The 21,249-nt window shown below is 32.0% G+C and carries 23 protein-coding genes; 12 read left to right on the top strand and 11 right to left on the bottom strand.

The window, feature by feature from the left end; translation table 11 throughout:
* The first annotated feature begins 210 nt into the window (after nt 1-210).
* Nucleotides 211-1,470, top strand: coding sequence for a cysteate-C-fatty acyltransferase (gene capB / locus OJ995_RS10325; RefSeq protein ID WP_264369340.1), 1,260 nt, complete (start codon nt 211-213; stop codon nt 1,468-1,470).
* Between the two features lie 46 nt (nt 1,471-1,516).
* Here capB and OJ995_RS10320 read toward each other — a convergent pair whose 3' ends face one another.
* Nucleotides 1,517-2,635, bottom strand: a complete 1,119-nt coding sequence (locus OJ995_RS10320; protein WP_264369339.1) for a GTP cyclohydrolase — start codon at nt 2,633-2,635, stop codon at nt 1,517-1,519.
* Nucleotide 2,636: 1 nt separating this feature from the next.
* Nucleotides 2,637-3,605 carry a transporter gene (locus OJ995_RS10315; protein WP_264369338.1) on the bottom strand — a complete coding sequence of 323 codons (969 nt, stop codon included), beginning with the start codon at nt 3,603-3,605 and terminating at the stop codon, nt 2,637-2,639.
* Between the two features lie 107 nt (nt 3,606-3,712).
* Between OJ995_RS10315 and OJ995_RS10310 the strand changes: the two genes are divergently transcribed.
* From OJ995_RS10310 to OJ995_RS10295, 4 genes are all read left to right on the top strand, one after another.
* Nucleotides 3,713-3,967, top strand: a complete 255-nt coding sequence (locus OJ995_RS10310) for a DUF4834 domain-containing protein (RefSeq protein WP_133606205.1) — start codon at nt 3,713-3,715, stop codon at nt 3,965-3,967.
* Between the two features lie 90 nt (nt 3,968-4,057).
* On the top strand, nt 4,058-6,538 hold the full coding sequence (locus OJ995_RS10305) for a YfhO family protein (RefSeq protein WP_264369337.1): 2,481 nt from the start codon (nt 4,058-4,060) through the stop codon (nt 6,536-6,538).
* A gap of 26 nt (nt 6,539-6,564) precedes the next feature.
* Complete coding sequence (locus OJ995_RS10300) at nt 6,565-7,860, top strand: glycosyltransferase family 4 protein (protein WP_264369336.1); 1,296 nt, start codon at nt 6,565-6,567, stop codon at nt 7,858-7,860.
* Between the two features lie 4 nt (nt 7,861-7,864).
* Nucleotides 7,865-9,328 (top strand): oligosaccharide flippase family protein, encoded by a 1,464-nt coding sequence (locus OJ995_RS10295; protein WP_264369335.1) that lies wholly within the window; start codon nt 7,865-7,867, stop codon nt 9,326-9,328.
* A 62-nt stretch (nt 9,329-9,390) separates the two neighbouring features.
* Here OJ995_RS10295 and OJ995_RS10290 read toward each other — a convergent pair whose 3' ends face one another.
* From OJ995_RS10290 to OJ995_RS10280, 3 genes are all read right to left on the bottom strand, one after another.
* A complete protein-coding gene (locus tag OJ995_RS10290) occupies nt 9,391-10,083 on the bottom strand; it encodes a hypothetical protein (RefSeq protein ID WP_264369334.1) in 693 nt (230 codons plus the stop codon).
* 190 nt (nt 10,084-10,273) lie between these two features.
* Nucleotides 10,274-10,609 (bottom strand): CCC motif membrane protein, encoded by a 336-nt coding sequence (locus OJ995_RS10285; RefSeq protein WP_264369333.1) that lies wholly within the window; start codon nt 10,607-10,609, stop codon nt 10,274-10,276.
* A gap of 20 nt (nt 10,610-10,629) precedes the next feature.
* The gene (locus OJ995_RS10280) at nt 10,630-10,911 is read right to left on the bottom strand and encodes a DUF2752 domain-containing protein (RefSeq protein WP_264369332.1); all 282 of its coding nucleotides are present in this window, start codon (nt 10,909-10,911) and stop codon (nt 10,630-10,632) included.
* A 119-nt stretch (nt 10,912-11,030) separates the two neighbouring features.
* Between OJ995_RS10280 and OJ995_RS10275 the strand changes: the two genes are divergently transcribed.
* Both OJ995_RS10275 and OJ995_RS10270 read left to right on the top strand, forming a co-directional pair.
* On the top strand, nt 11,031-11,228 hold the full coding sequence (locus OJ995_RS10275; RefSeq protein WP_264369331.1) for a hypothetical protein: 198 nt from the start codon (nt 11,031-11,033) through the stop codon (nt 11,226-11,228).
* On the top strand, nt 11,212-11,772 hold the full coding sequence (locus OJ995_RS10270; protein ID WP_264369330.1) for a DUF8465 domain-containing protein: 561 nt from the start codon (nt 11,212-11,214) through the stop codon (nt 11,770-11,772). The genes OJ995_RS10275 and OJ995_RS10270 overlap by 17 nt, the downstream gene beginning before the upstream one ends.
* Before the next feature lie 84 nt (nt 11,773-11,856).
* On the opposite strand, the gene OJ995_RS10265 is transcribed toward OJ995_RS10270, so the two are convergent.
* Nucleotides 11,857-12,363, bottom strand: a complete 507-nt coding sequence (locus tag OJ995_RS10265) for a hypothetical protein (RefSeq protein ID WP_264369329.1) — start codon at nt 12,361-12,363, stop codon at nt 11,857-11,859.
* A 122-nt stretch (nt 12,364-12,485) separates the two neighbouring features.
* Between OJ995_RS10265 and OJ995_RS10260 the strand changes: the two genes are divergently transcribed.
* The gene (locus OJ995_RS10260; RefSeq protein ID WP_264369328.1) at nt 12,486-13,607 is read left to right on the top strand and encodes a cysteine desulfurase family protein; all 1,122 of its coding nucleotides are present in this window, start codon (nt 12,486-12,488) and stop codon (nt 13,605-13,607) included.
* A gap of 48 nt (nt 13,608-13,655) precedes the next feature.
* Here OJ995_RS10260 and OJ995_RS10255 read toward each other — a convergent pair whose 3' ends face one another.
* Together OJ995_RS10255 and pyrE are read right to left on the bottom strand one after the other, a co-directional pair.
* Nucleotides 13,656-14,048 (bottom strand): hypothetical protein, encoded by a 393-nt coding sequence (locus OJ995_RS10255; protein ID WP_026725027.1) that lies wholly within the window; start codon nt 14,046-14,048, stop codon nt 13,656-13,658.
* Nucleotides 14,049-14,079: 31 nt separating this feature from the next.
* Nucleotides 14,080-14,727 carry an orotate phosphoribosyltransferase gene (gene pyrE / locus OJ995_RS10250; RefSeq protein ID WP_008258530.1) on the bottom strand — a complete coding sequence of 216 codons (648 nt, stop codon included), beginning with the start codon at nt 14,725-14,727 and terminating at the stop codon, nt 14,080-14,082.
* A gap of 7 nt (nt 14,728-14,734) precedes the next feature.
* On the opposite strand from pyrE, the gene OJ995_RS10245 reads away from it, so the two are divergent.
* On the top strand, nt 14,735-15,334 hold the full coding sequence (locus tag OJ995_RS10245; protein WP_264369327.1) for an NUDIX hydrolase: 600 nt from the start codon (nt 14,735-14,737) through the stop codon (nt 15,332-15,334).
* A 44-nt stretch (nt 15,335-15,378) separates the two neighbouring features.
* Here OJ995_RS10245 and OJ995_RS10240 read toward each other — a convergent pair whose 3' ends face one another.
* The 3 genes from OJ995_RS10240 to OJ995_RS10230 all read right to left on the bottom strand — a co-directional run bounded on the left by OJ995_RS10240 (nt 15,379) and on the right by OJ995_RS10230 (nt 18,410).
* Entirely contained in the window at nt 15,379-15,897 is a 519-nt protein-coding gene (locus OJ995_RS10240) for a hypothetical protein (protein WP_264369326.1), read from the bottom strand.
* Between the two features lie 61 nt (nt 15,898-15,958).
* Nucleotides 15,959-17,671, bottom strand: a complete 1,713-nt coding sequence (locus OJ995_RS10235) for a M14 family zinc carboxypeptidase (RefSeq protein ID WP_264369325.1) — start codon at nt 17,669-17,671, stop codon at nt 15,959-15,961.
* Between the two features lie 7 nt (nt 17,672-17,678).
* Entirely contained in the window at nt 17,679-18,410 is a 732-nt protein-coding gene (locus OJ995_RS10230; RefSeq protein ID WP_264369324.1) for a hypothetical protein, read from the bottom strand.
* 95 nt (nt 18,411-18,505) lie between these two features.
* Here OJ995_RS10230 and OJ995_RS10225 point away from each other — a divergent pair, with 95 nt between their 5' ends.
* Genes OJ995_RS10225 through OJ995_RS10215 form a run of 3 tightly spaced genes read left to right on the top strand, consistent with a single transcriptional unit; the run spans nt 18,506 to nt 21,248 of the window.
* Nucleotides 18,506-19,852 carry a DEAD/DEAH box helicase gene (locus tag OJ995_RS10225; RefSeq protein WP_264369323.1) on the top strand — a complete coding sequence of 449 codons (1,347 nt, stop codon included), beginning with the start codon at nt 18,506-18,508 and terminating at the stop codon, nt 19,850-19,852.
* A 12-nt stretch (nt 19,853-19,864) separates the two neighbouring features.
* Nucleotides 19,865-20,596, top strand: coding sequence for a DUF4348 domain-containing protein (locus tag OJ995_RS10220; protein WP_264369322.1), 732 nt, complete (start codon nt 19,865-19,867; stop codon nt 20,594-20,596).
* A gap of 16 nt (nt 20,597-20,612) precedes the next feature.
* A complete protein-coding gene (locus OJ995_RS10215) occupies nt 20,613-21,248 on the top strand; it encodes a class I SAM-dependent methyltransferase (protein ID WP_264369321.1) in 636 nt (211 codons plus the stop codon).
* Nucleotide 21,249: the final 1 nt, after the last annotated feature.

Here is a 21,249-nt window from a genome sequence, read left to right as displayed (position 1 = left end):
TAGGCTTTTTATAAAAGTATAAAAGCCGATCTGGAGCGATCGACTTTTACGGTGAACGTGTAACCACATTTCTGTGTCGTTCGGTGCAAATGTAAGACCAATAATTCGATTATGAACTATTATTTCGATAATTTTTTTTCTAATCAAAATAAATTATAATATAAGTATTTTTCTTTTTACTTTTGCTTCGTTTTAAACACCTAATATATTATGGTAAAAGATTTATTCGAAAGAATTCAGAACAATAAAGGTCCATTAGGAAAATGGGCTTCACAAGCAGAAGGATATTTTGTATTCCCTAAATTAGAAGGAGAATTAGGTCCAAGAATGCAATTTCAAGGAAAAGATATTTTAAACTGGAGTTTAAATGACTATTTAGGATTAGCTAATCATTCAGAAGTTCGTAAAGCAGATACCGAAGCAGCAATGCAATTTGGTGCAGCTTACCCAATGGGTGCTCGTATGATGAGTGGTCACACAAAATATCACGAACAATTAGAACAAGAATTAGCTGCTTTTGTAATGAAAGAATCGGCTTATTTGTTAAACTTTGGTTACCAAGGAATGGTATCTATTATTGATGCTTTGGTTACTAAAAACGATATCATTGTTTACGATGTAGATTCGCATGCTTGTATTATTGATGGTGTACGTTTGCATATGGGAAAACGTTTTACATACAAGCACAATGATTTAGAAAGTATGGAAAAAAACCTGCAACGTGCTACTAAAATGGCAACTGAAACAGGTGGAGGAATTTTATTCATTACCGAAGGTGTTTTCGGAATGCGTGGTCAACAAGGAAAGTTGAAAGAAGTTGTAGAAATGAAGAAAAAATACAATTTCCGTTTGTTAGTTGACGATGCACACGGTTTTGGAACACTTGGTAAAACAGGTGCAGGAGCAGGAGAAGAGCAAGGTTGTCAAGACGGAATTGACGTTTATTTTTCAACTTTTGCAAAATCAATGGCAAACATTGGTGCTTTCGTTGCAGCAGATAAAGATATTATCGATTATTTAAAATACAACTTACGTTCGCAAATGTTTGCTAAGGCATTACCAATGATTCAAACTATTGGGTCATTAAAACGTTTAGAGTTATTACGTAATTCATCTGAAATTAAAGATAAATTATGGGAAAACGTAAATGCATTACAAAGCGGATTGAAAGAAAAAGGATTTAATATTGGAGATACAAATACATGTATTACACCAGTTTATCTTGAAGGTTCTATTCCAGAAGCGATGATTATGGTGAACGATTTACGTGAAAACTATGGAATTTTCCTTTCAATTGTAGTGTATCCAGTAATTCCAAAAGGTATTATTTTGTTAAGAATGATTCCTACAGCTTCGCATACAATTGATGATATTAATGAAACACTAACAGCTTTTGAAGCTATTCGTGAAAAATTAGTAAACGGAACTTATGCTAAAATTGCTGAAGCAAGTGTTCAAAATGTAGAGTAATATTTTTACATATAACAAAAAAGGGATTCAAATTGAATCCCTTTTTTTATAGCTCTTTTTTATACGTTCTTCTTCGTTTATTGATTTTCGAATTAAAGTTCTTCCATAAATTATGAATCGCATGGTTTTCTTCTAATTCGGGAGTTCTTATACAAGTTTCAATGCCTTTTGCTTGACACACTTTGTAATATTCATCAAAAACAATAGCTGTAACACCTTTACTTTGGTATTCTGGTGTAACACCAATTAAGTAAAAAACAACTTCTTTTGAATGTTTACGTGCTTGTAATAAATGATAAAATCCAAAAGGGAAAAGTCTTCCATTTGCTTTTTTGAGCGCTTGAGCAAAACCAGGCATCACTATTGCAAATGCTATCATATTATCATCTTTATCCATTATGAATTTAATAAATTCGGGATTGATAAAACCAATGTATTTCTTTTTGAAATATTCTTTTTGAATATCATTGATTGGTACAAATGATTGTAATTTGGCATAAGTTTCATTGAACAAATCAAACATTTTATCCACATAAGGCATAATGTCTTTTGTTTTTGTGAAGTTTAAGCAACGTAGTTCGTATCTTTTTTTAATTAACTCGCTAGCTTTTTGAAAAGGTTCAGGATTAATATTGCTAAACGAAAAACTACTTTCGATATATTCTTTTTCCTTAACTAATCCAAGTTGTTCAAAATGAGTAATATAATAAGGTAGGCTGTACCAAGTAATCATATTCCCCATTTGATCAAAGCCTTCACTTAATACTCCTACTTTGTCTAAGTTAGAGAATCCCATTGGACCTTCCATGTGATCCATGTTGTGTTTTCTGCCTAATTCTTCTACTTTATTTAAAAGCGCTTTGGTTACTTCAATATCATCAATCACATCAAACCAGCCAAAACGTACTTTTCTTTTTTCTAATAGATTAACTTCCTCCCAATTAATAATAGCTGCAATTTTACCAACAATTTTATTGTTTTTGTAAGCCAAATAAAAATGAGCTTCAGCTGTTTTTAATGCTGGATTTTTTGTTTTATCAAAAGTTTCTAATTCTTCTGCAATTATGGGTGGAATCCAACAGGTATTGTTTTTATATAATTCGAAAGAAAACATTATGTAATCTTTCATTTCTTTTTTTGTAAAAGCTTCTTTAATTGTTATCATTTTATTCTACGGCATCTTTTCTTTTCTTCGCTTCTTTTTCCCCTTTTTTCTTCATTTTTTTATCTGTCTTGGTTTCAGTTCCTGGTTTCGCCATCTTTACTTCTTTGTAGTTTTTTGTAAATCTCCATGAAAACCCAATACCTCCAGTAAATAAGCTTGGTGTGTTTTTTATGTTTTTTCCTATAGAAGCGTCTATTTGCATGTCTTTGTTAAATAGATAAGCAGCTCCCATTCTAAATAAACCATCAGAATAATAATCTCCCATGTAACCCTGATTTTCAATAAATCCTGACCATTGTTTATTAAATCCTCTAGTCAAAGTAACTATATAATCAATACTTGCAAAGTCTGAACCTATTTTATTATAAGCTACGTTTGTTACTAGAACCCAATGGCTCCCAAAGTGATTTTGAGCAATAATCATAGCTTTTGGACTCACTTTAGGCTCTTCAATATCAATAGGAGCAAAATTAAATGGATTGTCAGAAAAATTCAAATTTGCACCTCCATAAACTGCTAAGGCAGGAATAAATTGTCTCCATTTAAATCGGTGATTGGCTTTCCAGCTGTATAAATTTGGTTTTTCTTCATAATTTTTGAATGGATCATACACTAAGTATTTTGCTCCCAAAAGTGTTTTTTTCAAAGCACTTCTATTTTTGTCAAGTAATTCAGATGTATAATTATCATTTTGATATTGAAATTCTGCAATAAGTTCTAATTGCTCAAAAAATAATCCCCAACGAATATCAAATTCAGCCATAAAGCCACTGGCTTTATAATCTAATGTATTGTGGTCTTCGTTTACATAATGCAAACCAGTTTCGGTTTGAAAAACTGATTTTCCAACAGAAAATGCCATCATTGAACGACCTGGTCTATTAGAGTTGATTTCATCTGTAAATTGTCCAAATGAAACTTGAGACATAATTCCTAAAATTAGAACGAAAAGTGTTTGAATAGATTTCATAAAAAATGATTTATGTCCAAAAATAGTTATTTTATCATAATTTTAAGAAACAAATTTGAAGTTTTACCAACCAATATCAGTATTTTTGAATTTTAAATTTTATTAGCATGGAAATGGCTTCACTTACAGGAACTATAAAGGTTATATTTTATATTATTCTGTTTTATTATCTGTTTAAGTTTTTAATGCGAATTTTTGCCCCTATTTTAATGCAAAAAGCGGTGAATAAGATGCAAGAAAAAATGCAGGAACAATATAGACAACAACAAGAACAACAAAATAGAACTTCTCAGGCAAGCGCTCCAACCCCAAAACCTAAAAAGGAAGTGGGCGAATACATCGATTACGAAGAAGTGAAATAATTACTTGTTTAGCAAGATTACTCTCAAGGATATTTTAACAATATCCTTTTTTTAATTACTTTAGCACCTTATATTCATTATTTACTACTTATGAAAAACATCAAAGCATTATATCCTCATTTATTGGTTTTAGTAGGGTTTATTTTGGTTTCCCTAATTTATTTTTACCCAGTTTTACAAGGAAATAAAATTTTCCAATCCGATATCGTTCAATATACCGGAATGGCTAAAGAACAAAATGACTTTAGAAAAGAAACAGGTGAAGAACCTTTTTGGACGAATAGTGCTTTTGGAGGAATGCCAACGTATCAGTTAGGAGCAAAATATCCAAATGATGTAATTGGAATGGTAGATGATGGATTACGATTTTTACCTCGACCAGCAGATTATTTATTCCTTTATTTCTTAGGGTTTTATGTGTTGTTGATGGTTTTAAAAGTAGATCCATTAAAAGCGTTCTTTGGAGCTTTAGCTTTTGGATTATCAACGTATTTAATTATCATTTTAGGAGTAGGACACAATGCCAAAGCACACGCAATCGCTTATATGCCAATGGTTGTTGCAGGAGTTTTATTGGTGTTCCAAAGAAAATATATTCTAGGAGGTTTACTAACTATGGTTGCTGCTGCATTAGAAATTAATGCGAATCACTTCCAAATGACGTATTATTTATTACTCTTATTAGCAATAATTGCTGTTTATTATGTAGTAATTGCAGTTAAGAATAAAGAATTTAAAGAATTAGGAAAAATAATCGGAGTATTTGCTGTGGCTGGAATTTTAGCTATCGGAGCCAATGCAACCAATTTAATGGCGACTTCAGAATATGCTAATCACAGTATTCGTGGAAAAAGCGAATTGACTTTTAATGCAGATGGTTCTCAAAATACTGAGGATTCATCAATGAAGTATGAATACATTACTGAATATAGTTATGGTGTTACCGAAAGTTTCAACTTAATTGCACCACGCCTTTTTGGAGGAGGAAATGGTGAAGAATTAGATGAAAAATCTGCATTATACGAGTTTCTTTTAAATTATGGTGCCACACCTCCTGAAGCGTTACAAACGGTTCAATATTATGGAAAAACCTATTGGGGAGAACAGCCTATCGTAGAAGCTCCAGCGTATATTGGTGCTATTGTATTTTTCTTAGCGGTTTTAGGATTGTATCACGACAAACGAAAAGTAAAATATTTATTCTTAGCGGGAGCCATTCTTTCTTTATTACTATCATGGGGTAAAAACTTTGATGCATTAACGCGATTTTTTGTTGATTTTGTGCCTTTATATGATAAATTCCGTGCGGTTTCTTCTATTCAAGTAGTGTTAGAATTGTGTTTCCCAGTTTTAGCAATTATGGGACTTCAATCATTTTTTAATTCAGAAAAAGATGCACAATGGACAAGTTTATGGAAAGCAGCTGCTACCAGTTTAGGATTAGTAGTTGTATTGTATTTAGCAAAAGGATTCTTTAGTTTTTCAGCTCCAATTGACCAACAATTGATTCAAATGTTTGGTGAAAGCCAAGATAAATCGTTTGGAATCAGTTTTATAAACGCTTTAAAAGAAGATAGAATGAATTTCTATACTAGCGATTTAATGCGTTCTGGTTTATTCATGTTGGCTGCAGCGGTTATTTTATGGTTGTATATCCAAAATAAATTGGCACAAACTACAGCTGTTGTATTAGTTGGATTCTTTATGGTTTCCGATTTATTTATGGTTGATAAGCGATATGTAAACAATAACCCAAGTCAATTCAGAAGTGCTCGCGAGGTGGATATGCCTTTTGAAGCAACAGAAGCAGATAAGTTAATTTTAAAAGACACATCCAATTATAGAGTGTATGAAATTCAAGGAAGATTGCAAGGTAGAACTTCTTATTTCCACAAAGCGGTCGGAGGATATAGCGCGGTTCGTCCTAGAAGAGTAGACCAGTTATTTGAGTATAACATTGAGAAAAATATCGAAAAATTAGCAAGTTCAATAGATATGCAAACCTATAGTTTTACTAAGAGCAATCCAGTTTTGGATATGTTAAATGTAAAATATGTTATTGTACCAACAGGCAATGGCGATGTTCCAGTTACCAATCCTTTTGCTAATGGCGATGCTTGGTTTGTAGAGAATGTTAAAAAAGTGAATTCAGCTGACGAAGAGATAAAGGCTTTGGATAATTTGGATACAAAGAAAGAAGCGGTGTTTAATAAAGACTTTGTAAGATTAGCTCAGTCTGACAAAATATCATTAGATAGTTTAGCAAATATTCAATTAGTTAGCTATAAACCGAATCATTTAAAATATATTTCTGACAATACAAACGATGGAGTTGCGGTTTTTTCTGAAATGTATTACGAAAACGGTTGGAAGGCAACAATTGATGGAAAAGAAATACCAATATTTAGAACTAATTATGTTTTACGTGGTTTAAAAGTTCCAGCAGGAAAACATACAATCGAATTCAAATTTGAACCTCAAGTAGTAAAAACAGGAAGTACGATTGCTTTAATTAGTTCAATAGCAATGCTTTTATTAATTGGTGTAGGAGTTTATTTTGAGAATAAGTAAAAGAAATCGGTACAATAAACTTCAATTTGAAACCAACTAAAAAAATACTCATTATTTCGTATTACTGGCCACCAGCAGGAGGTCCGGGTGTGCAACGTTGGTTAAAGTTTGTAAAATATTTGCCCGATTTTAATATCGAACCTCACGTTTATATTCCTGAAAATCCAACTTATCCTTTAATTGATGAGAAATTATTGGGTGAAGTTTCAGATAAAGCCGTTATCATTAAACAACCAATTTTTGAACCTTATGGTTTGGCTTCGTTTTTTTCAAAGAATAAAACTAAAAAAATCAGTTCGGGTATTATTCCAAATCAAAAAAAGCAATCGTTTGTAGAAAAAGCAATGCTTTGGATTCGTGGTAACGTTTTTATTCCAGATGCGAGAGTATTTTGGGTGAAACCTTCGGTTAAGTTTCTGAAAAAATATCTTCAAGAAAATCAAATCGATACTATAATTACAACTGGTCCGCCACATAGTTTGCATTTGATTGGTTTACAGTTAAAAAAAGAATTAAATATTACTTGGTTGGCCGATTTTCGCGATCCTTGGACTACGATTGGTTATCACAAACAACTAAAATTGAGTTCGTGGGCAGCTAAAAAACACAAAGCGTTGGAAAAAGAAGTTATGACGACTTGTGACCAACTTTTAGTAACGTCTCCAACAACAAAAACCGAATTTCAAGCCATTACTTCAAAACCAATTGAAGTCATTACAAATGGTTACGATGTAGAAAAGGTTATTAAGAAACCTTTGGATGAAAAATTCACTTTGGCGCACATAGGTTCGTTTTTATCGGCAAGAAATCCGAGAATTTTGTGGAAAGCGTTGAAAGAATTAACCAAAGAAAATCCCGAATTCAAAAAACAATTTCAATTAAAGTTAATAGGAGCGGTGAGTGCTGAGGTACTTCAAGCGATAAAAGAATTTAAATTGGGAAAATATGTGAATCATTTGGGCTATTTACCACATGATGAAGCCATAATCGAACAACGTAGCTCACAAGTGTTGTTGCTTATCGAAATTGATTCAGAAGAAACGAAATGCATTATTCCAGGAAAATTATTTGAATATATGGTTTCAGAGCGACCAATCATCGCCATCGGACCTGAAAACGCTGATTTTTCTCAAATCATAAAAGAAACTAATACGGGAACTTTCTTCAAATATGACGAATTAGAAGCTTTAAAAGCACAAATTCTAATCTGTTTCGAACAATTTCAGCAAAATAATTTAAAAGTATATCCTGTTGGTTTGCAACAATACAGCAGAAAATCATTGACAGAGAAATTAGCCAAACTGCTAATCACTAATCACTAAGAAAATGGGAATTGTCATCAAACAATCGATTAAAAACACCATCATTACCTATATCGGTTTTGGAATTGGTGCGATTAACACGTTGTTTATGTATGGACAATTTCTAGGCGATACTTTTTATGGTTTAGTCGGATTTATTTTGTCGGCGGCTAATATTATGATGCCTTTGATGGCGTTTGGTGTACACAATACATTGGTAAAATTTTACAATGAATACGAAACCGAAGAGAAAAAATCGCAATTTCTTACGTTTGTTTTGGTTTTACCTTTACTAATAATTCTTCCGATAAGTTTGATTGGTTATTTTGGTTATCATCAAATAGCGGAATTATTATCGCAGAAAAACCCAATTGTTTACGATTATGTTTGGCAAATTCCAGTAATCGGACTTTGTATGGGCTATTTTGAGATTTTTTATGCTTGGGTAAAAGTGCATTTGCAATCGGTTTACGGCAGTTTTGTGAAAGAGGTTTTGCTTCGTATTTTAATTTCAATCTTCTTATTTGCAGTTTATTTTGATTTTATCTCTCCAAAACAGTTCATTTTTGCGTTAATGGGAATTTACTTTTTATCGCTTCTAGCTATGTTTTTATATGCGATGAAAGTCAAAACACCACGATTTAATTTGGTTTTTCCTGATAATGCGAAAGCGGTTTTAACCTATTGTTTTTTCATTATTTTGTCAGGTAGTGTCGCTACTTTATTGTTAGACGTTGATAAATTCATGCTGAATTTTTATATCAATATCGATAATATTGCTTTTTATTCTGTTGCTATATTTATTGCTACTGTGATTGCAGTGCCAAGTCGTGCGATGCATCAAATTACGTATCCTATCACGGCTAAATTAATGAGCGAAAACAAGCATGAGGAATTAAATGAATTGTATAAAAAGTCTTCGATTACATTACAGGTTATTGGTGGATTGATATTAGTCGGAATTTTGGTCAATATTAATGAATTGTACAGTGTATTACCAGCAGGTTATAGCGAAGGGATTGCTGTGGTTTTCTTTATTGGGATTTCCAAGTATTTCGATTTGGTTTTAGGAAACAATAATGCCATTATTTTCAATTCAAAATATTATCAAGCGGTCTTATTTTTAGGATTATTTCTTGTTTTTCTGACTGTTTCTTTAAATATGATATTCATTCCGCTTTATGGCTTGAATGGAGCTTCGATAGCAACGTTAATTTCAATTACGTTATATAGTTTAGCTAAATTGCTTTTTGTGGTGCTTAAAATGAAGCTATTTCCATTTACAAAAAAAACTATTGTGTCTTTGGCTTTAACAATAGTAAGTTTTGGGGTGTTTTATTATTGGGATTTTAGTTTTCATCCTTTTGTAAATATTGTTTTGAAATCTATTTTAGTAACTGTTTTCTACTTGGGACTGAGCTATTATTTAAAGATATCTTCAGATATTAATTTTGTTATGAATTCTGTTTTCAAGAAATTTTTGAAATAAAAAATCCTGCTTCATCTTCCCAGAATCCGCAGGATTTAAAAAACAAACTAACCAACCAATTATTATTTATCTTTTTTTATTTCTAAAGTTTCTCTTTTGATTTCTTTTACGTCATCATCAGACATTTTTACTTTAGAACCGTCTTTTTTGTAGTAGTAATAGTCATCATCACTATCGTAATCATCATCATAATCATCTCCGTAACCATAACCACCATCACCGTTTGAGTAATGAGTTCCTCTAGGGTTGTAAATATATCCGCTGTTAGCGTAGTTAATAAAACCATATACATCTACAATTCTTCCTCTTCTGTCATACACAATTCGCATATTCCCAACTCTTGTTACCGCAAAGCTGTTATAGCTCATGTAAATAGTTCCAATACGTTTTACTCTTCCAAAAGCATCGTAGTTAATGTACACATTTCCTACACGTCTTACTCTACCAAAGTTATCATGCTCAACTCGGATTCCTCTTTCAGAAGTTCCATAATATCCTCTTGTTCCAGGAGCGCCATTAGTTCCGTTCACATGATATCTTGGTCCTGATGGTCTTGTGTTAAAGTCAAATTCTCCATTAGGAAACAACATAAACTCAATTCCGCGCTCTCTAAAGATAATAGGTTCTGCATCTCTATAATCGATGTAATAGCCTCTTCTGTTTGTGTTGTCAGAAAAAACAGGGTTTTCTGACGCTAAAGCCAAGTTCCCTACCAGAAGGATACTGGCTACTACTAAAAGTGTAATTTTTTTCATGATACAACAATTTAAAAGTTGGGCAACTTCATTTTAAAACTCGTTTCTAAAACTTGTTGCTTGATTAGGTATTTCCAATTGCTGTGCCAAACTCAAAAAATGTGTTGTGAACGATTTGTTAATGAGTTGTTATTAAATAAAAAAAGACAGTTAATAAACTGTCTTTTAAGATTTTATATTTTGAATTAAATTATTGAATACCAAAATATCTATTCATTTCTTCTTTTAATAATTCAGGATCTTGTAGTGTATCATATCCAAATGTAACTATCATCCAAATCATTAAAATTAAATAAATAGTTCCTAATACAACTCCAATGACACTCAACACTTTTCCAATCTTAAGGTTATTATAATTAGAATATAAATCTGGATTTTGGTTATACAAAACGGTGTCTTTCTTTGCTAAAACTAATCCAACTATACCAAGTATGATGCTTATGAATCCGTAGCAACAGCAAGTTAGAATAGAAAAAATGCCAAGAATAAGCACGGCAGTTGTATTTGGTAATTTTTGGTTTTCCATATTGTTAAAGTTTAATTGGTTTATAATTTAAAGTACATTTTAATAAAATAAGCGATTAATATCACGGCTCCATTAAGAATAGCGCTAGTTATTACTAACTTGCTGTAATTTCTATTTCTGTCTATAAGATGTAACCCAAGAAGTATAAAAAATAAGCCCATTGTATAAATAGCTGGAAAGATTTTAAAGGCTTCATAAAATTCTCCTTCTAATAAAAAAGCAATGGCTCTTTGTGTGCCACAACCCGGACATTCAACTCCAAAAAGTTGTTTGTTCATACAAGGCAACATATGTTCTTCCATACCACTTTTTACTATCAGATTTGTTTTACAAGTTTACAAAAAAAAGTTCACAATCAAATACTAAATTTAAAAAGACTATTTTTGAAACCAGAAAAAAGTATTATTTAAGAGAAAGAATTATGAAGCAATTTTTATACATTTTGATGTTCGCTGCAGTCGGAATTTTTGCTATGATTGAACAATCAAAACCAGCTCCAAATCGATTTATTATGATAGGAGCAATGGCTGTTTTTATGTTTGGATTATTTAGATTGATGAAGAAAATTCCATCAAAAAATGATGGAGAAACCGAAGAAGAAAATGACAAAGAAATTTGAAATAGGAGATAAGGTTGCGGTTTTAGACGACGACATCTCCGGAGTAGTAATTAAGGTTCAAAACAATGAAATTTCAGTGGAAACAACTGATAAATTTGTGATGACATTTTTTGTCAACGAATTAGTTAAAATAAACAATTCCAATGAGTTAAGTGGTTTTTTCTCTACTCAAAGTTTAGGTTCGGTTTTAAAGGACAAAGAAGAGCCAAAAAAGCGCAGTTTTGTCAAAGAAAAGCGCTCTCGTAAGGATGAATTTGTCTTAGAAGTTGATTTGCACATCGAAAAATTAGTGCCTTCAAAACGTGGAATGAGCAACTATGATATTCTCACTTTGCAAATGGAAACCGCAAAAAGACAACTCGATTTTGCAATCAAAAATCGAATGCCAAAAGTGGTCTTTATTCATGGTGTTGGTGAAGGTGTTTTGAAAGCCGAATTGGATTTTATGTTAGGTCGCTATGACACCATTTCGTTCCAAGATGCGAACTATCAAAAATATGGTTTGGGAGCAACCGAAGTTTATATTAAGCAAAATGTGAAGTAAAGTTTTTAATTAAAATTTCACTTCTAGAAATAAAAAAAGGACTACTCAAAATTGAATAGTCCTTAACTTTTTTTGTTGAAAATTTTATAAATCGGTTTCGTAGTTTCCAAAATTATATTCCGTAAAACTAAACGAATTTGAACTTCCAGAAAAGTTCACATTCACGAATTTAATGTTGTGTGTATATCCAGTTATTGTAACTCCATCTATAGCATAAAGTGCATCTGTGATAATTTCAATTGTTCCCCCAGTAGCGATCCATTCTTTTTTTACAACAGGAGTAGCTGGTGGAATAGTTGAACAAATATTGCTCAAAGTTACATTTCCAGAGTAAATTCTGTAAATAATTTGATTTGCCGAAGTTACGTTAACGATTCTAGGACTTCCATCGGGTGTTTCAACGTTTGCAAAACTCGATTCTGGAATATTGATTAATAATAACTCATCATTATTAATCTTAAAAATCAAATTATTATCTGTGCATTCTTGAATGGTTACAGAATCAAAATTGAAAGATTCTAACGTAATATCGCCATCATCACAGGCTTGTAGCATAAAAACTGAGGCTACTAAAACTATAAGTTTTTTCATTTATTCATCGAATTTATGCAACAAAAATAAAGGTTTTAATTTATTAATTTGCTAAAGTTTGTTAATTTCAACACGAATTGAATTTAAGACTTCCAAAATAAAATGATTTGTATCTTTGCCTTATGAGAAAAGTGTATTTAGATAACGCCGCAACCACGCCTATTCATCCAGAAGTTATTACTGCAATGATGAACGTGCTTCAAAATGATTTCGGGAATCCATCTTCAACGCATAGTTTTGGGAGAAGCGCCAAGACTTTGTTAGAATCTTCACGAAAATCCATTGCTAAACTACTAAATGCACAAGCTTCAGAAATTATTTTTACGTCAAGCGCTACAGAAGCTACGAATTGGATTCTAACTAGTGCTGTTAAAGATTTGGGAATTAAACGCATTATTACGTCTAAAATCGAGCACCACGCTACTTTACATACGGCCGAACATTTAGCAAAGGAATTCGGAATTCAAGTCGAGTATATTGACGTTTTGTCAAATGGAAATATCGATTATCAAGATTTAGCGGCTAAATTACATTCAGATGTTCCAACATTAGTATCATTAATACACGTTAATAACGAAATAGGAACGATTTTAGACATCAAACGTGTTTCGGACTTATGCATGTATGCAAAAGCACTTTTTCATTGCGATACGGTGCAATCTGTTGGAAAAACAAATTTAGATGTGCAAGAGTTGGGAATCGACTTTTTAGTGGCTTCTGCACACAAATTTCATGGTCCAAAAGGAATTGGGTTTGCGTATTTGAAAAAGAATTCAATGTTACAACCGATGATTTTTGGCGGCGAACAAGAAAAAGGCATGCGTGCTGGAACTGAAGCAGTACATCAAGTTGTGGGAATGGCAAAAGCGTTAGAATTAGCTTGCGCTAATTTAGAAAACGACACCAATTACATTTCCGATTTAAAAAATTACTGCTTTTCAGAATTAAAAAAAGTATTTCCAGAAGTTAAAATCAACGGAGAAAACACGTTTTATAACCTTTTAAACGTCCAATTGCCTTTATCGGAAGAAAAGACATCAATGTTGTTATTTACTTTAGATATGAAAGGAATTGCCGTTTCACGCGGAAGCGCTTGTCAAAGTGGAAGCATCAAACCATCGCACGTTTTAGCCGAGTTTTTATCACCAGAAGAAGCTAAAAAACCAAGTTTACGCATTTCATTCAGTCATTTTAATACGAAAGAAGATATTGATTTGTTGGTTGAGGCTTTGAAAACAGCATAAAAAAAGTCCGTTTTAAAACGGACTTTCATTTTTATTTAAATCAGAGAATTACAATTTCCCCATATTCTGAGCTAAAGTCTCAATAAATTTTGTGATAGGACCTTTGATCATCATTGCCATCATTGGGTTGAAATCACCTTCAAAAGCTAATTGTACTTCGGTGTTGTCAGCGTCAATTGCGTTTAAGTTTCCAGTTAAGGTAAAAGGTAATTTGCTTGAAGCCGCTCCTAAAACGATTTGTGAGTTTGGAGTTCCACCTTTTTTTACCAATTTAATTTCTGGCATACCTTTTAATCCGAACTCAAAGCAATTCTCGTCGATTACTTCAAATTTTGCGATATTTTCGGGCATTAATTTCTCGAAATTCTTTACGTCGTTTAAAGCGTTGAATAAGTATTCAGCCGATTTTGCTACGTTTACTTTTGGACTTTCTAAGTTCATATGTTTTTTATTTATTGTTGATTTTTCTTGATTAAACTTCTATGTTCCACTCCGCTGGATTAGCGTTCCAAGCACTCAACGTTTCCAATTCGTTTTCTGAAACATATTGTTTGTCAACCGCTTTTTGTAACAAGTTTTCGTAATTACTTAACGTGAAAACATCCAAATTGGCTGCTTCAAAGCGTTCTTTTGAAACGGGAAAACCATACGTGAAAATTGCTGCCATTCCTTTGATGTTAGCACCTTCATTACGTAAAGCTTCAACTGCTAATAAGCTACTTCCACCTGTTGAAATTAAATCTTCTACGACAACTACATTTTGTCCCTTTTGCAAGAAACCTTCCACTTGGTTTTGTCTTCCGTGTTTTTTTGGTTCAGGTCTAACGTATACAAAAGGAAGTCCCATTGCTTCTGCAACAAGTATACCAATTCCGATTGCGCCAGTTGCAACTCCTGCAATTACATCGGGTTTGCCAAATTTTTCTTCAATATGTTTGGCAAATTCATCGCGAATATAATTTCTAACCGCTGGAAATGAAAGGATTATGCGGTTATCACAATAAATCGGAGACTTCCAGCCTGAAGCCCATGTAAAAGGATTTTTAGAATTTAATTTAATTGCGTTTATTTGTAAAAGCAATTCGGCTGTTTGTTGTGCTGTGTTGTTGTTAAAAATCATATTGCAAATGTATAAAGTTTTTGTGAACGATAAGCCACTTTTTTTGACAAATCAAGTTCAAAAGGAGACTGATTTCAAACTTTTTTTATTGGAAAGTGTTGATATCAAGAAGTTGATTGTTAAAATTTTTCAGCATAAAATTCAGAAAGCGTTTCTGTATCATCCCGATGAAAAGTTAATCATGAAAACACTTCGTGCGAAATTACCTGTGGAAAAAGCAGGTGGTGGATTGGTTTACAACAAAGACGGCGATGTGCTTTTTATTTTTAGAAACGGCAAGTGGGATTTACCAAAAGGCGGCACCGAAAAAAACGAAACCATTGAAGAAACCGCTATCCGAGAAGTAGAGGAAGAAACTGGCGTTACCGGATTAGCTATCACCGAAAAACTACAAAGAACCTACCATATTTTCAAACGCAACGGTCGCTACAAACTAAAAATTACCCAATGGTTTGAAATGCGCACCAAATTCGAAGGAACACCACAAGGTCAAGCCGATGAAGGCATTGAACGTGTAGAGTGGGTGAATCCAAAGGATATTAAGTTTTTATTAGAGAACTCCTACGAGAATATTAAGTTGTTGTTTGAAGCGGAGAAGGTGGTTTGATTTGAGAAGAAAGAAACAAGAAGAAAGAAACAAGAAGAAAGTTCTTAATAAGTAATTATATTGGTATTTAAACCCCAAGTTTTATCTCTATAATGTTCAATTCTATCAATTATTTGTTTAATAGATTTTATTTGAGGCTTTCCAAAACTAACTCCACACCAAAAATCTTTAATCGTAGTTTCATCAAAATTAATAAAAACAAACCTAGAACCGTTACTTACTCCATAAACCATTATTAAATTATTTTTACTTTTTGCTAAAAAAATCAATCCTCTAACTGGTAAATTTTCTGATAATTCGATTATGTCACTATCTTGATATTTTTCTCCTGGATTTGCTATAGAGAATCCTTCTTTTAGACATTTTAATTGTCCTAAAACTTGTTCTGGAATATCTTCTTTTTTATTAGTTACTTTGAATTTTTCTTTTTTCATTTTATCTAGAAAAAAATCTAAATTTTCATTTTTTAATATTTTTTGTTCATCAATTTTAAATCCACAATCTTTTTGTCCATAAATAAATATTGAACTTAAAATTAGGATCACTAATAATATTTTTTTCATATTGTTTTGTTTGATGAATGTATTTTCTTTCTTCTTTCTTCTTTCTTCTTTCCTCTTTCCTCTAATTCACTCTATAAACCGGATACTGCAAATGCGCTTTCTCATAATAAGGCGATTGTCTGTACACCCAATCTAATTGTGCTGCGCCGTTTTCTGCGAAAGCTTTGTCGTTTTGTTTCTTTTGTTCTAATTCGGCTTTTATTTTTGGATTTTTATCTAAGAATTCTTTGGCTAAATCTTCAAAAACATAACTCGAAAAGTATTCTTTTTGTTGCAAAATAGGATCAAAGAAGTTCCAATTGAAATAACTGTCCACCGCTTCAGGTTCTAAGGTTTCAACTAAATATTTTACACCTGGTTGATTTGTGTAAAATACATAATCGCCCATAAAAAATTTCACTTTTTGAGTCGATTTGGAAACTTTCGTATTGTAATGTCCGTAATGTCCTTCGTAAGGCGATTTTGAGGTTTGATAACTTTCAATTTTATACGATTCTACTTCAATAATGGTGTCATTTTGAATACGATGCGCATTGATATTGTTCAATTTCAAAATATCCAACACTTGCCATTGCGATTGCGGAATAACATAAGCTTTCGGAATATTTACAAATTTCGTAGGTTTATAATTGCCATAAAACGGAATTTTTTTGGTAAACGGTTTGCTTTTATCGTAAAACAATCGATCTTTTCCTGAAATATCACTTGGTTTGTATCCGCCTTGATAGCCTTTGAAATCAATATAAGATACTTTCGTTGAATCAATTGCCCAATCCATCGGATATTCCATTCCTGCTTGAAATTCGTTCAATGCGTCTTTTCGCATTTGCTTGATTTTTTGCCAATTCGTATCAGCGAAATTAATCGTGCTGACCATAAATTCGTAAGTAACTTTCACGCGTTCTTTGTAGACTTTCAACATGTGTGTTTCGGGAACAAATCCTAAGGTGTGGAATAAAGTCGAATAACCTGTCGCATATCTTGGTGTATCAGTAAATTGCTCAAATCCTTTATCAGGCGTGGTGCTGTGCACATTTACATACGGAACCACATCGATTTTCTTTTTGTTCATGTCTTTCACCACCGAAGGATACAATTCGTTGATGAAATAATTACCTAATTTGTTTCCTAAACGTTCGTGTTGGGTCGCAATACAAGTAAACGTATATTGATAATCAGCACCATTAGAAACGTGATTGTCTAAGAAAATATCAGGATTTAACTCGGTAAACAACTTTTGAAAACTTCTCGAATTTTTAGTGTCCGATTTAATAAAATCGCGATTCAAATCATAATTTCGAGCATTACCTCTAAAACCATATTCCTCTGGACCGTTTTGATTGGCTCTTGAATGGGAATTTCGGTTCAACATACCACCAACACTATACACCGGAATAGCAGCAATTAAAGTGTTTTTAGCCGTTTTGATTTTCCCCATTGCTAAATCACGCATCAGCATCATCGTAGCGTCAATTCCGTCAGGTTCACCGGCATGAATTCCGTTGTTGATTAAAATTACGGCTTTATTTTTAGTAAAATATTCGTCAAAATCAAATTTACCTTCGCTTGAAAACAGCACTAAATGCAAAGGTTTTCCGCTATCGGTGGTTCCTTTGTGAATCATTTGGATGTTGGCAAAACGTTCGTCTAATTTTTCATAAAACGCAATACATTCCTCATAAGTAGTAGATTGATTGCCATTGCCATTTTCGAAAGGAGTACTCAAGTTTTGTGAAAAAATTGAAATTGAGAACAATAGAAAAATATATTTCATACTAATTTTATTTAACGTTTTTTCCTCTTGAAATGATTAATATGGCATCTTTATTTTGTTGTTCTTCAGTTAGTCTAATATTGTCAATTTCGATTGTACTTTCGAATTTAATTAATTTTCCATTTTCATCCCATTCTCTTAAAATAAAATGATCAAAATCAGGTAAGGATTGTCTAATAGATTTTATTTTTCCATTCTCATGATATACAATTCTTTCGCTATATGAATTTTTCTTTATCCATATAGAACTAATTTTTCCAGATTCATAGTATGTTCTTGTAAAACGATGACCATTATCATCATAAATCATTAACGTATCATTATTTTTAATTATGTATTCAGCGGGTAAATAATAATTATCGGAAAGTTTTAATTCTTTAATCCCGAGAGTGTTATTGATTTTAAAAATAGGGTTTTTAATTTTAGGTTTCTTAATTTTTATATTATTTGTAAAAACACAATCACAATCTGCAATTTCTTTAGATGAGAAATCAAAATTGAATTGAATGGTGTCTTTTTTAATAGAATAGTTTAAGATGTCACCATAATTGCAGTTTTCTGTGTATTGAATTTTAATCGATAAAGTATCTCTATCAATGTTTGAAGAAATTATACGTTGATTTACTCTATTTGTAGCAGTTGAATGACATTCAAGCTTTGAATCAATTAATTCATATGTTTTTGTTTGAGAAAACACAGAAATTGAAAAGAAAAGCAAACTTATTTTTAAAAAACGCATAGCAGAATTGTATTTGATTTTCAAAAATAAAGAATCTTTTTGAGGTAGAATTTTATAATTGGTAATTTTTAATTAATTGGCTTTATCTTTGCCGCATGAGTCAAAATCCATATTCCAACAATGTACTATTGAATCTTGGTATTCAAAGTTTAAACAAAATGCAAGAAGTAGCACAACATGCTATTTTGAATGAAGATAATATTTTATTGCTTTCTCCAACAGGTTCGGGGAAAACATTAGCGTTTTTGTTGCCTATTTTCCAATTATTAGAAGAAGATGTAAAAGGGGTTCAATGCTTAATTTTAGTGCCTTCGCGCGAATTAGGTTTGCAAATTGAACAAGTTTGGAAAAAAATGGGAACGCATTACAAAGTCAATACGTGTTATGGCGGCCATTCGATTGATATCGAAATCAATAATTTAAGTAATCCACCAGCGTTGTTAATTGGAACACCCGGAAGAATTGCCGATCATTTAGACCGAGGAAGTTTTGCTACCAATAACATCAAAACCTATGTTTTAGACGAATTTGATAAATCGTTACAATTGGGTTTCCATGAAGAAATGTCGTATATCATTGGAAAAATCACGAGAGCCAACAAACGCATTTTAGTTTCTGCGACTTCTGGTGTGGAAATTCCGAAATATACTAAAGTAATTGATCCGAAAGTAATTGATTTTATTCCGAACCAAAAACAGAATGATAATTTAGATGTTCGTATTGTATTTTCGAAATCCAAAGATAAAATTGATTCGTTGTTTCAGTTGATTTGTTCATTAAATTCAGAAGCTGCGATTATTTTTTGTAATCACAGAGAAGCGGTAGAACGCATTAATGAAATGTTAACCCAAAAAGGTATTATTTCCACGTATTATCACGGCGGATTAGACCAGGACGAGAGAGAACGTGCTTTGATTCAGTTTAGAAATGGAAGTGTTTCGTATTTGATTACGACCGATTTAGGGGCACGTGGTTTGGATATTCCAGAAATGAAACACGTAATTCATTACCATTTACCCGCAAAAGAAGACGAATTCACCCACAGAAACGGAAGAACAGCACGTATGTTAGCAACCGGAACCGCTTATGTGCTAATTCACGAAACCGAAAAAAAATCCGATTATTTTGATTACGGCAAACGTAGATTAGATGTTTCTAGTGCGAAATCATTGCCAAAAGCGCCTTTATATCAAACGCTTTACATTAGCGGAGGAAAGAAAAATAAATTGAATAAAATTGACATTGTAGGTTTCTTTTCGCAAAAAGGAAAATTAGAAAAAGACGATATTGGATTAATCGAAGTAAAAGATTTTATTTCGTTTGTAGCGGTGAAATATCCAAAAGTAAAATCGTTATTGCAAAGCATCAAAGAGGAGAAAATGAAAGGAAAAAAGTATAAAATTGAAGTAGCGAGAAAGGTGATTAAGAAAGAGGAGGAGTAAATTGGTTGGTCCATGAAATATTTGATTTTAATTCTAATATTTGGTTTGTTTTCATGTAAATCTGATGACAGAAAGTTAGAAGGTTTTCAGGAAAAAGCAGTAGAAATGAATCAGGAAAATTCTACTGTTTCTATAGATACAACTTCTTTTATGGAATTTTTTGAAAGTTTTATTTTTGAGAAAAGATTTCAAAATAGCAATAAAGACAATTCTATTGATTATAATTTTTTCTCATCGAAAGATTTTGTCGCTTACTTGAACTCGGATACATTATCTGTTTTTGAAGAAAAAAACCTTTCAGACAAACAAGATTTGATAATTCTTGATTTTAAAAAAGTTAAAAATTTAAAGTATAAGTTTGAAAAGATAAATCAGAAATGGACGTTTTCAGGTTCTAATACTATTTCCATTAATAGTTTGCCCGAAAAAAAGTTTGTTGATTTTTTAATGAAATTCTCAAAAGATAGTATTTATCAAAAAGAACATATTTTATTTCCCTTAGAAGATTATTCTCTTGATGATGATTATCAGACCATTTCACAGAAAATAGAAAAAGAAAAATGGAATCATTTTAATCTTGTTGAAGAAATAGAAAGTTTACTTTTTTTTGCAAATATTGATTCAAATAATGTTTTTAGAAATATTTATTACAGAGGAATCGGGAATGGAATTTTAATAAAGTTCACTTTCAAAAGAGTCAATAATGACTGGTTTTTGGTTAAAACAGAAGATTATTCAACTTAATCAATAATTTTGATTTATGACTTCTCCAACTTGTCCATTATGTAATTCCATAGCAACGCTTTTTTGCGAAAAGCCTAAACATTTGTTTTATAAATGTAATACTTGCGATGGCATTTTCAGACCAAAAGATACTTTTTTAACCGCTGAAGAAGAGAAAGAACACTACGAAAAACACAATAATGATGTTTTTGATGAACGCTACCAAGCGTTTGTTTCACCAATAGTCAACGCTGTATTGCACGATTTTACTGCAGAAGCTAAAGGTCTGGATTTCGGTTCAGGAACCGGTCCAGTGATTGCTAAAATGTTGACTGATAAAGGCTATCAAGTACAGAATTACGATTTGTTTTTCGCGAATGAACCATCACTTTTACAAGAAAAATACGATTACGTTTCGTGTTGCGAAGTAATGGAGCATTTTCATCATCCATATCAGGAATTTAAGTTGCTTCAAAGTTTATTACTTCCAAAAGGTAAATTATTTTGCAAAACTGAGGTTTATAACAACCAAAAGCCATTTGAGAATTGGTACTACAAAGATGATTTTACCCATGTTTTTATTTACCAACCCAAAACTTTGGAATGGATAAAAACCGAATTTCACTTTTTGAATGTAATTATTAAAGAGAAGTTGATTGTATTTGAGAATTAAT

The sequence above is a fragment of the Flavobacterium lacisediminis genome (genome assembly GCF_025909975.1).
In the GTDB taxonomy this organism is placed as follows: Bacteria; Bacteroidota; Bacteroidia; order Flavobacteriales; family Flavobacteriaceae; genus Flavobacterium; species Flavobacterium lacisediminis.
This window is presented reverse-complemented; position numbering and strand designations above follow the sequence as displayed.